11 protein-coding genes and 1 tRNA gene are annotated in these 10,355 nt (G+C 67.1%); 5 read left to right on the plus strand and 7 right to left on the minus strand.

Going from position 1 to position 10,355, the window contains the following annotated elements; genetic code table 11:
• Positions 1–31: 31 nt before the first annotated feature.
• Positions 32–1,354 (minus strand): ABC transporter substrate-binding protein, encoded by a 1,323-nt coding sequence (locus tag P3H15_RS37810; protein WP_276141938.1) that lies wholly within the window; start codon positions 1,352–1,354, stop codon positions 32–34.
• A gap of 166 nt (positions 1,355–1,520) precedes the next feature.
• Positions 1,521–2,081, minus strand: coding sequence for a TetR family transcriptional regulator (locus P3H15_RS37815; protein ID WP_276141939.1), 561 nt, complete (start codon positions 2,079–2,081; stop codon positions 1,521–1,523).
• Positions 2,082–2,189: 108 nt separating this feature from the next.
• On the opposite strand from P3H15_RS37815, the gene P3H15_RS37820 reads away from it, so the two are divergent.
• On the plus strand, positions 2,190–3,029 hold the full coding sequence (locus P3H15_RS37820; protein WP_276141940.1) for an oxidoreductase: 840 nt from the start codon (positions 2,190–2,192) through the stop codon (positions 3,027–3,029).
• A gap of 60 nt (positions 3,030–3,089) precedes the next feature.
• On the opposite strand, the gene P3H15_RS37825 is transcribed toward P3H15_RS37820, so the two are convergent.
• Positions 3,090–3,719, minus strand: a complete 630-nt coding sequence (locus P3H15_RS37825; protein ID WP_083395834.1) for an ANTAR domain-containing response regulator — start codon at positions 3,717–3,719, stop codon at positions 3,090–3,092.
• A 100-nt stretch (positions 3,720–3,819) separates the two neighbouring features.
• Here P3H15_RS37825 and P3H15_RS37830 point away from each other — a divergent pair.
• Positions 3,820–3,893, plus strand: a tRNA-Leu gene (locus P3H15_RS37830).
• Positions 3,894–3,975: 82 nt separating this feature from the next.
• Here the strand turns inward: P3H15_RS37830 and P3H15_RS37835 are convergent.
• A complete protein-coding gene (locus P3H15_RS37835; protein WP_276141941.1) occupies positions 3,976–4,431 on the minus strand; it encodes a carboxymuconolactone decarboxylase family protein in 456 nt (151 codons plus the stop codon).
• A gap of 98 nt (positions 4,432–4,529) precedes the next feature.
• Between P3H15_RS37835 and P3H15_RS37840 the strand changes: the two genes are divergently transcribed.
• The 3 genes from P3H15_RS37840 (at position 4,530) to P3H15_RS37850 (ending at position 7,145) form a co-directional block, all read left to right on the plus strand.
• A complete protein-coding gene (locus tag P3H15_RS37840) occupies positions 4,530–5,405 on the plus strand; it encodes a sigma-70 family RNA polymerase sigma factor (protein ID WP_276141942.1) in 876 nt (291 codons plus the stop codon).
• 104 nt (positions 5,406–5,509) lie between these two features.
• Positions 5,510–6,013, plus strand: coding sequence for an SRPBCC family protein (locus P3H15_RS37845; RefSeq protein WP_124394335.1), 504 nt, complete (start codon positions 5,510–5,512; stop codon positions 6,011–6,013).
• Positions 6,014–6,056: 43 nt separating this feature from the next.
• The gene (locus P3H15_RS37850; RefSeq protein ID WP_276141943.1) at positions 6,057–7,145 is read left to right on the plus strand and encodes a DUF4185 domain-containing protein; all 1,089 of its coding nucleotides are present in this window, start codon (positions 6,057–6,059) and stop codon (positions 7,143–7,145) included.
• Here the strand turns inward: P3H15_RS37850 and P3H15_RS37855 are convergent.
• The 3 genes from P3H15_RS37855 to P3H15_RS37865 form a co-directional block, all read right to left on the minus strand.
• Positions 7,072–8,859: an ABC transporter ATP-binding protein/permease gene (locus P3H15_RS37855; protein ID WP_276141944.1), complete on the minus strand. Its 1,788-nt coding sequence runs from the start codon at positions 8,857–8,859 to the stop codon at positions 7,072–7,074. The genes P3H15_RS37850 and P3H15_RS37855 overlap by 74 nt on opposite strands.
• 200 nt (positions 8,860–9,059) lie before the next feature.
• Positions 9,060–9,305 carry a hypothetical protein gene (locus tag P3H15_RS37860; RefSeq protein ID WP_276141945.1) on the minus strand — a complete coding sequence of 82 codons (246 nt, stop codon included), beginning with the start codon at positions 9,303–9,305 and terminating at the stop codon, positions 9,060–9,062.
• Positions 9,306–9,411: 106 nt separating this feature from the next.
• Positions 9,412–10,290 carry an acyl-CoA thioesterase II gene (locus tag P3H15_RS37865; RefSeq protein ID WP_276141946.1) on the minus strand — a complete coding sequence of 293 codons (879 nt, stop codon included), beginning with the start codon at positions 10,288–10,290 and terminating at the stop codon, positions 9,412–9,414.
• Positions 10,291–10,355: the final 65 nt, after the last annotated feature.

The raw sequence follows: 10,355 nt of genomic DNA on the forward strand, positions 1-10,355 counted from the left end.
CTGGCCCACAGTTCGTTTCAGACGAGTGCGATCACCCGCCGACGACGATGTACCCTTCCGTCGTCAGCTTGTTGTCGGCACCGAACTTCAGCTTGCCGTACGAACCGATGGACGGCTCACCGGCGGCGGCGAAGTCGAGTTTGCCGGTGATGCCGTTGTAGTCGATGTCCGTTCCGGCCTGCACGAGCGGCAGGCATTCCTGGTACGACGTGCACGGCGTGCCGCCCTCGGTGACGTTGTTGATGTTCGCGGCGATGTCACGACCCGCCGTCGACTTCGCCGCTTCCGCGGCGAGCGAGGCAATGACCACGGCGTCGTAGGACTCACCCGCGTAGTTGAAGTCGATCAACCCCGGGTTGATGCCCTTGAGACGATCCTGGAAGGCCGGGCCGACATCGGTGAGCGGCGTGGTGCCCTGCATGCCGTCGAGCAGCGGCGCCGCCACCGACTCGCCGAGCGCGTTACCCATGTTGCCGTCCACGCCGTAGACCTTCATGCCGTCGGACGGGCCGATGCCGACCTCGTGCATCCGGGTGATGATCTTGGCCGACTCCTCGAATCCGACCACCGCGACGGCGTCCGGCGCGAAATCCTTGACCTGGTCGACCTCGGAGTTGAACGACTGCGCGTTGGGATCGTAGATGATCTTCTGGATCTGGTCCTCGGGGATGCCCGCGTCGACGAGGTTCTTCTGGATGTTGTCGGCGAGCCCGGTGCCGTACGGGTCGTTGAGGGCCAGGATGGACACGCGCTGACCGCCGTCGTCCGAGATGAGTTGCGACACAGCCTGAGCCTGCAGTACATCGGTGGGGGCGGTGCGGAAGTACTGCCCCTTGTCCGGGTAGCAGACGAACTGGTCGGACGTGTTGGCCGGGGAGAACATCACGACGCCGGCGCTGGACACCTTGTCGATGACCTTCAGCGACACCGACGACGACGCCGCACCGATGATCACCTGGGTGCCCGCCGCCAGTTCGCGGTCCACCGTGGTGTTCGCCGTATCGGTGGTGGTGTCGCCGGAGTCGCCGGGAATCAGCTGGACGGGCTGGCCGAGAACCCCTCCTGCCGCGTTGACGTCGTTGACGCCGAGCTGGGTGCCCGCCACCATCGGCGGTCCGAGGAAGGAGAGGCTTCCCGTGTCGGGGAGCAGGGTGCCGATCTTCAGCGGCGCCGTGGACGGGGCACCCGCTGCCGCCGCTTCTTCGGGGGTGCAGTCGGTGGAAACCGTGGTGGCCGAGGCAGAGCTGTCACTCCCGCTCGCGGAGTCGTCGCCACTGTCCGAACTACAACCTGCCAGTGCGAGAGATGCCGCGCCGAGAACCGCGGCCGCCCGCACGAGGGTCCGTTTAGCCATCCAAACTCTCCTTAGATCACCTGTGTGCGGGCGCCACCCGAGTTGGCGTCCGCTGTGGGATCAGACGCTAGCGGTCCGGCGGCTTTCGCGATCGGTCCGGAAAGGCTCGTGACCTTACTGTGATCTGAATACGACGAGTGTTTACGCGGCCGTAGCGTGGCGAGCGTCAGGCGCCGACGAGTAGGCGCACGGACTCGACCACCACCTGGCGCCGGCGGGCCCGGTCCGCGGGCGCCGACGCACCGAGTTCCGGGGTCTGCGTGTGCCAGGACATCGCGACGGACCGGACGACGGCGAGCAACTCCACCGGCGCGAATCGGGTTGGCAGCACACCACTTCTCTGCGCCCGCTCGATGTCGGCGAGCTTCGACCGGTTGGACGCGACCACGACCTGGAGCGGCTCACCGTCGGGCCGTTCGAGTTGGTACCAGGTTGCGAGCCGCAGCGTGGCCGGGTTGTCCTCGTAGAGGTCGAACGAGCGTCCCGCGTAGCCCGGGAGGTCGGTGGCGTCGAAGCGCACCTGCTCGGTGAACGCGACCACGTGGGCGGCGAAGACGGCGTCGAACAGTTGCCCCTTGTCGCCGAAGTACGCGTAGATCATCGACTTGTTCGCCTTGGCGGCGAGGGCGATGCGGTCGACCCGCGCCCCGGCGATACCGAATTCGGCGAACTCGGCCGCCGCCGCGTCGAGTAGTCGTTTCTTCGTTGCCTCTGCATCACGGACCATGCGCCCACACTATCAACTAACCAGTTGGTTGACAGCAACGCCGCGCAGGTGTTCCATGGATCCCGCAAGCATCCAACCAGTCAGTTGCAAGCAGAAATGGGATCTCTCATGGCCAAGACCTGGCTCATCACCGGTAGTTCACGCGGTTTCGGCCGGGAACTCGCGACCGCGGTCCTGCGCGGCGGCGACAACGTCGTCGCCACCGCCCGCAGACCCGAACAGCTGACGGACCTGATCGACACGTACGGCGACCGGGTTCGGACGGTCGCCCTGGACGTAACCGACGCCGCGGCCGCCCGCGAAGCCGTCGCGACCGCGGTCGAGGAGTTCGGCGGCCTCGACGTCGTGGTGAACAACGCCGGCTACGCCAACAGCGTCCCGATCGAGGAAATGGCCGACGACGACTTCCGGCAGCAGGTCGACGCCAACTTCTTCGGCGTCGTCAACGTCACGCGGGCTGCGCTGCCCATCCTGCGCGAGCAGCGCAGCGGCTGCTTCGTGCAGTTCTCCTCCGTCGGAGGCCGCGTCGGCGGCACACCCGGACTGAGCGCCTACCAGGCCGCGAAGTTCGCCGTCGAAGGCTTCTCCGAAGTGCTGGCGGCCGAGGTGAGACCGTTCGGGGTGAAAGTGCTCATCGTGGAACCCGGGGCGTTTCGCACCGACTGGCAGGGCTCGTCGATGCAACGCAGCGCCGTCGGGCCCGACTACGAGGCAACGGTCGGCGCGATGAACCGCTACCGGGAGGACTCCGACGGCACCCAGCCCGGGGATCCGGCACGGGCCGCGCGGATCATCATGGATGTGGTTGCCGCCGAGGACGCGCCACTGCGTCTGCTACTCGGGGCAGGCGCCGTCGCGATGGCCGAGAAGTCGTCCCGCGAACGCGCCGCCGAGGCCCTCGCCTGGGCCGACGTCAGCCGCTCCGCGGACTTCCCCGCTGGCGACTGACCCGCCACTGGCGGAAGAGGGCCCCGGCGAAAACGCGTCGGCTGCCGCCGATCTCGCCGGTCAGCTGGTGGGGGCTTCCCCACCGAGGGTCTCGAGCACCACCTGCGCGACCGCCTTCATCGTCGACCGGCGGTCCATCGCGGCCCGCTGGATCCACTTGAACGCTTCGGGCTCGGTCAAGGACTGCTTGTCCATCAGCACACCCTTGGCCCGCTCGACGATCTTGCGGGTCTCCAGCCGCTCGGACAGATCGGAGATCTCCCGCTCGAGCGCGGTCACCTCCTTGAACCGGCTGGCTGCCAACTCGACCGCGGGCACCAGGTCGGCCGTGGAGAACGGCTTGACGAGATAGGCCATCGCCCCGGCGTCGCGCGCCCGCTCCACCAGCTCGCGCTGACTGAACGCTGTGAGAATGACCACGGGCGCAATACGTTTCGCCGCGATCTCGGAGGCCGCGTCGATGCCGTCGCGGCGGGGCATCTTCACGTCCATGATCACGAGGTCGGGTTTCAGCTCCACCGCCAGGTCGACGGCGGCCTGCCCGTCGCCCGCCTCACCGACCACGTCGTAGCCCTCTTCCCGCAGCATCTCGACCAGATCGAGCCTGATCAGCGCCTCGTCCTCGGCCACAACGACCCGTCGCGGCTGCGACGGCACACCTTGCTGCTGGGGAGCGTTCATGGCCACCATTCTCCTCTGCTCGGACGACCCCGGCGCGGGGAGCGAACGTTAGAAGGGTACCGGTGGTTGACTCCCAACGGCGATCTTCTACAGTGGTACAGCGCAACACGCCCTCGTATCCCAATTGGCAGAGGAAACGGATTCAAAACCCGTCCAGTGTGAGTTCGAGTCTCACCGAGGGCACCGCCGGGATCATCCCGCGATCGCAGGTCAGATGCATTCTCTGACCTGCGATTCGCATGTCGCCCCCGTTACGGCGTCCCTGTCACCACTGCCCGCCCGCGACCTGCCGGGTGGCGGCGTTGATGCGGTTCCACAGGTTCACGCCGGCGATCGACAGCACCAGCGACGCGAGTTGCTCCTCGTCGTAGTGCCGGGCTGCCTCGTCCCACACCTCGTCGGGCACCGGGTCCGCGCGATCGCTCAACCGGGTCATCGCCTCGGCCAGCGCGAGGGCCGCACGTTCGGCGTCGCTGAAGTACGGGGCCTCCCGCCATGCCGCCACCGCGAAGATCCGCTGATTGGTCTCGCCTTCCTTCTCCAGCTCACGCGCGTGCATGTCCACGCACACGCTGCAGCCGTTGATCTGGCTCGACCGCAGGTGCACGAGGGCGTGGGTCACCGGCAGCACGTTCGCCTTCGCCGTGGCCTTCCCCAGCGCCAGCAGAGACGTCATGGCGTCGGGAACGATCATCGCGGGGTTGGTCATCCGGGCTTTCATGATTGCCTGCCTCCAAAGGAATTCGGGTGGTGAGATGTCACACCGGCTTGTTTTCGTTGGTCACTGCTATGACGAACCGCGACGGGAGAATGTGACAGATGGACGCAGAGGAAGTTCTGGCGCACCGCTTCGAGGAGAACCGGACTCATCTGTCGGCGGTCGCGTACCGGATGCTCGGCTCGATCGGCGAAGCGGAGGACGCCGTGCAGGAGGGCTGGCTGCGACTCAGTCGCGCCGAGACGTCCGAGGTGCAGAACCTGCGTGGTTGGCTGACGACGGTCGTCGGGCGGGTCTGCCTCGACATGCTCCGATCCCGCAAGGCGCGGCGCGAGGATCCCCTGGAGGTCCATGTTCCGGATCCGATCGTGCGCGAGGTGGACGGGACCGATCCCGAGCACGAGGCGGTGCTGGGCGACTCCGTCGGTCTCGCGCTGCTGGTCGTTCTCGACACGCTGACGCCCGCCGAGCGGCTCGCCTTCGTGCTGCACGACATGTTCGCCCTGTCCTTCGACGAGATCGCCCCGATCGCCGACCGCACGCCCGCCGCGACGCGACAACTCGCAAGCCGGGCGCGCCGGCGAGTCCAGGGGTCGGTGCCCGCCCCGGAGACCGACCCGACCCGGCAGCGCGAGGTGGTCGAGGCATTCATGACCGCCTCGCGGGGCGGCAGGTTCGACGACCTCCTCGCCCTGCTCGACCCGGACATCGTCCTGCGGGCCGACCGCGGCGCCGGCGGAGCCGACGTGGTGCGCGGATCCCGCGCGGTCGGCGAGCAGGCCCTCACGTTCTCGCGTTTCGCTCCTTTCGGCCGTCTCGCCCTGGTGAACGGCACACCCGGGGTGGTGACCGCGCCCGACGGGAAGACGTTCTCGGTCATGGCGTTCACCGTCTCCGGCGGGAAGATCGTCCGGATCGACATCCTGGCCGACCCGGTCCGTTTGCACCGTCTGGGCATCTCCCCCGGCGACGTCTGACGACCCGCAGGTAGCGGCGGTTTTTTGTGCCCGATCCTGGGGATCTGCGGCGTCCTGCCAGTACCATGGTGGGACAGGTACGCCCTCGAGCACGGAGGTCACCCATGGAGCTCGGCACCGTCACTTTCACCTACGACGGGCGGGTAGCCCTTCGATTCCAGCAAGCGCTCTCGCACTCGCCGGAGAAGGTGTGGCGTGTTCTCACCGACCCGCAGTACCTGAAGGCCTGGTTTCCCGCCGACGTCGACTTCGACCTCACCCCGGGGGCCGACCTCGTCTTCCGGGTGACACCGGAGCAGGTGCGCCGGTTCGGACTGCCCGCAGATCAGACCACCACCGGAACGGTCATCTCGGTGCATCCCGCGCACATCCTCGAATACCTGTGGGACGCCGAGACGCTGCACTGGGAACTCGTTCCCGACGGCAGCGGCGGCTGCTGGCTGACGCTCACCCACACCGTGGAGGAAGAGGAATCCGCCTACGCGCACGCCGCCGGCTGGCACGCGGGGCTCGAGGTCGTCGAAGCGCAATTGGACGGCCGCGAAGTCGACTGGTCGCTGTGGGATCGCGCCGACGAGCTCGCCGAGTCCTACCGCAAGACGTCCTGACCACCCGACTTCCCTGACCACGCGAAGTCACCGACAGTAGGGAGTGCGTATCCCGGGCAGCACCACCACACCGGCAGCGACCTTCGTGAAGGAGGTCACCGGCGAGGCGACGCGGCGATGGGGTGTGCACGGCACCGACCTCGGTTGTCCGGTGCGACTGTCCGACGGCCGGGTCGCGTTCTTCTTCGGCGACACGTTCAGCTCCAGCGGCCGGGGGTGGCGCAGTCCCGTGATGTTGCGCTCCACCACAACCGATCTCCGCGGCGGCATCGAATTCGACTCCGCGGCAGGCGGCCGGACGGCGAGGGAGATCCTGCCGAACGCGCACGACGTCCGCGAATCACCCCACCGGGAATCGGCGGGCAGCGAGTTCACCGTGGTTCCCGCGGACGCCGTCACGATCGGCGACCGGACCTACCTGTCCGTCGTCAGTGTGCACTCGTGGGCGTCGCAGGGGTGGCCGACGAACTTCACGTATCTCGCCTGGTCCGACGACGGCGGTGAGCGCTGGCACCGGACACGCGCCCGGTGGGACAACCGCGGCGGTTCGCTCGACCGACTGTGGACCATGGAACGGCACGAGGGCTACGTCTACGTCGTGTCGAGCGCGTTCGATCGCACCAATCCGGGTGGAATGATCCTGCGCCGAGTCCCCGAAGCGCGCATCCTCGAACCCGGAGCCTACGAAGACTGGGGCTGGGACCGCGGCACGGGGTGGGCGTGGGGACGGCCCGCGACCCCGATCCTGCCGGAACCCGTCGGGGAGATGTGCCTGCGATGGATCGAGGGAACCTGGGTCCTCGCCTACTTCGACCCCACCGCCTACGCGATCGTCACCCGCACGGCGCAGCGCATCGACGGACGGTGGTCGGAACCGACGGTGCAGGTCGCCGGCGGCAGCTGGGGAGCCGCCGGCGGTACGTGGGCGCAGATCTACGGCGGATACATCCACCCGGCGTCCACGGTGGACGAACTGCATCTGCTCGTGTCGCAATGGAACACGACGACCGGGGACCCCTACCGGGTGCTGCAGTTCATCACCCGGCTGGACGCGCCCGTCACCCCACGAGCTCCGACTCCGTCCAGCGCCCTTCCCCTTCGAGTTCCACACCACGGGAATGGAATTGGTTGAGGGTGCTGCGGTGCCCCACGCTCACGACGATGCTGTCGGGGAGTTCGGTCCTGAGCAGAGTGTAGAGCGTGTGCTCGAGGCCCTCGTCGATCGCCGACGTGGCCTCGTCGAGGAAGATCACCGCGGGACGGGCGATCAGCACCCGCGCGAACGCGAGACGCTGCTGCTCGCCCGGCGACAGGATCCGCGTCCAGTCCGCGGTCTCGTCGAGCCGATCACTCAGATTGCCGAGCGACACTCTCGACAGCGCACCACGCACGACGTCGTCGGACGCCGTCGGCTCCTTCGGGTAGGCCAGCGCGGTGCGTAGCGACCCGAGCGGCAGGTACGGGCGCTGGGACAGGAAGATGGCCTCCCCCGACGGCCGCGACACCGTGCCGTCGGCGTACGGCCACAGATCCGCGAGGGTGCGGAGCAACGTAGTCTTACCCGAACCGGACGGCCCCTTGACCAGCAGCGACTGCCCGGGGGTCACGGTGAGCGCGAGGCCCTCGATGAGGGTCTCCCCCGTCGGGATGCGCACGTCCAGCTTGTCGACCTGCAGATCGTCGCCCGACTTGCCGGTCTTCAGGACCGGAAGTTCGGCGGCGTGCAGGTTGTCGTTGGCGAGGCCGTTGAGTCGGATGAGGGTCGCGCGGAAACTGGCGAAGTCGGCGTACGACTCGCGGAAGAAGGACAGCGAGTCGTGGACCTGACCGAAGGCCTGCGACGTCTGCATCACGTCACCGAGAGACACCTGGCCGGTGAACAGTCGCGGACCCTGCACCAGGAACGGGAAGATGACGGCCGTCTGGTTGACGGTGAGGTTCCAGCCGCTGAACTTCAACGTCCGGAAGACGATCTGCCACATGTTCCGGATGACGTCCGCGAACCGTCCGGCGAGGGTGCGCCGCTCGACGTTCTCGCCGCGGTAGAACGCGATGCTCTCGCCGTACTCCCGCACCCGGATCAGCGCGTAGCGGAAGTTGGCGCCGAGTTTCTCGTTGAGGAAGTTCAGCTTGATGAGGGGCTTGCCGATCCAGAACGCCACCGCCGTGGTCACCAGCACGTAAATGTAGACCAGGAAGATCATCGCCCGCGAGATCTCGACGCCGAACACGGTCATCGGGCCGGACAGGTCCCACAGGATCCCCGTGAACGACACGATCGACAGCACTGCGGTCACCGCGCCCATCGACAGCGAGCGGGACGTGGTCACGAAGTTGGTGATGTCGGCCTGGATGCGCTGATCCGGGTTGTCGATCGCGTCGCCGAGGAACCGGTCGCGGTAGTAGGCGCGGCTGTCGAGCCAGTCGTCGACGAGATGGTGGTTGAGCCACGTCCGCCAGTCGATGTCGAGGGTCTGCCCGATCAGGTACTCGACGAGGGCACGGACCACGTGGACCGTCGCCAGGATGGCGAACACCCGGAGGAAGTGCCAGAACGCCGGCTCGTCCAGGTTCTGGATCGAATCGTAGAAGTCGTTGTACCAGTAGGAGAACAGCACTGTCATGCGCACCGCGAAGACCGTCGACAGCAGCAGCACCGCCAGGATGGTCAGCGGCTTGAGGCTCCGCCGCGGATCGAAGTAGGGCGCGGCGAAGCGCCAGAACTGCCTACCCCATTTGGTGAACCGCGCGAGCAGTATCACCACGACGACGAACGCGACGACAGTCATGACGTATGCCTTGAGCAGCCACATCGAGCTGTCCCATACGACGTTGTTCCAGTCCACGACCCATATCCCCGATCACGAGGTGAAACTCACCAGAAAAGATGGCGAAGTCTAACCCCGGAGGTCGGTGATGGGCGAGAGATCCGCGCAGGACACGCGTCGACCCGGAAGACACAGACCGCCCGATGTCCCATTTGCGCGGTTTCGGCCGCGCGGGTGGACATCGGGCGAGGTGAACGGTCCCCAGGCGACAGGGGGTTCTACGAGTCCTTCTCGGGTTCAGGCTCTTTCAGATTGCCGTCGTCGTCGACGTAGTCGTCGAAGGCGGTTCCCGACACCGTGCCGTCGGAGCCGGGCAGGACGACCGTCTCGCGGGCCCCCGGCTCGTAGCGGGCGTCGATCTCCTCCACCTTCTTCCTGGCTTCGGCGAGCGCCTCGTCGTCGGGCACGGGAACTTCGCTCTCGGCCGGCCGGCCGGCCTTCTTCTCGGGTTCGTCTGCGCTCATCGTGCACGTCCGTTCCGTTTCGGCGATTCCAGACCGACCATACGCCGCGGCCACCGGTTGAACTACCGTTCAAAGCCGTTCGGTGGCAACACCAATGGCAGCGCCGCTATCGCTTCGGCGGGAAGTGCCGGATGAGGCCCTCCTGGACCACGGTCGCCAGCAACTCTCCCTCGAGGGAGAAGAAGCGCCCGGTAGCGAGACCGCGGGACCCCGCCGCGACCGGCGACTCGGTGGCGTACAACGTCCAGTCGTCGAAGCGGAACGGCCGGTGGAACCAGATGGAATGGTTCACGGTGGCCGCGACGATCCGGTCCAGCCCCCACGACAGGCCGTGGGTGGTGATGATGGAGTCCAGCACCGTGGTGTCCGACGAGTAGCCCATGACGGCCACGTGAATGAGTGGGTCGTCCGGAAGGTCGCCGTCCGATTTCATCCAGACCCGGTTGTGGGTGAGTTTCTCCCCCGTGCCCTTCATGATCCACGACGGGTCGTTCGCGTACCGCATGTCGATCGGCTTGAGCGCGTCGACGAACATCTTCAACCGGTCTTCGTAACCCTGGAAGTGGTCGCCGAGCGGCGGCAGTGTGTCCGGGAACGGGACGTCGGGCACCTCGACCGCGTGCTCGAGACCCTTGCCCCAGTCCTGGAACGCCGCCAGCATGACGAACAGCTCCTGACCGTCCTGCAGCGCGGTGACCTGGCGATTCGCGAAGGCCCGGCCGTCGCGGTGCCGCTCGACGCGGTACTCGATGGGTTCCTTGACGTTTCCGCCGCGGATGAAGTGGGCGTTGACCGCGTGCACGGCGCGCTCGCCGCTGACGGTGCGGCCGGCGGCGACCAGTGCCTGGGAGATCAACTGGCCGCCGAACGTCCGGCTACCCACCTGCGCGGGATGCCGACCTCGGTACGTGTCCTCGCCGGTCCTCTCGAGATCGAGAAGTTCGAGCAGGGTCTGGAGATCGGTCTTCGCCGCGACTTCGCTCACCTAGTGGTCCTCTTCGCCGATTCTGTGGACGTGGATCAGGTTGGTCGAGCCTACGGTGCCGGGCG

Source organism: Rhodococcus sp. T2V, assembly GCF_029269925.1.
GTDB lineage: Bacteria > Actinomycetota > Actinomycetes > Mycobacteriales > Mycobacteriaceae > Rhodococcus_F > Rhodococcus_F koreensis.

Coding starts and splice junctions, on each gene's coding strand:
- P3H15_RS37815 (WP_276141939.1), bottom strand. CDS start 2,081: ATGGTCCGTGATGCAGAGGCAACGAAGAAACGACTACTCGACGCGGCG.
- P3H15_RS37840 (WP_276141942.1), top strand. CDS start 4,530: ATGGACGCAGAGGAAGTTCTGGCGCACCGCTTCGAGGAGAACCGGACT.
- P3H15_RS37820 (WP_276141940.1), top strand. CDS start 2,190: ATGGCCAAGACCTGGCTCATCACCGGTAGTTCACGCGGTTTCGGCCGG.
- P3H15_RS37825 (WP_083395834.1), bottom strand. CDS start 3,719: ATGGTGGCCATGAACGCTCCCCAGCAGCAAGGTGTGCCGTCGCAGCCG.
- P3H15_RS37835 (WP_276141941.1), bottom strand. CDS start 4,431: ATGAAAGCCCGGATGACCAACCCCGCGATGATCGTTCCCGACGCCATG.
- P3H15_RS37810 (WP_276141938.1), bottom strand. CDS start 1,354: ATGGCTAAACGGACCCTCGTGCGGGCGGCCGCGGTTCTCGGCGCGGCA.
- P3H15_RS37860 (WP_276141945.1), bottom strand. CDS start 9,305: ATGAGCGCAGACGAACCCGAGAAGAAGGCCGGCCGGCCGGCCGAGAGC.
- P3H15_RS37845 (WP_124394335.1), top strand. CDS start 5,510: ATGGAGCTCGGCACCGTCACTTTCACCTACGACGGGCGGGTAGCCCTT.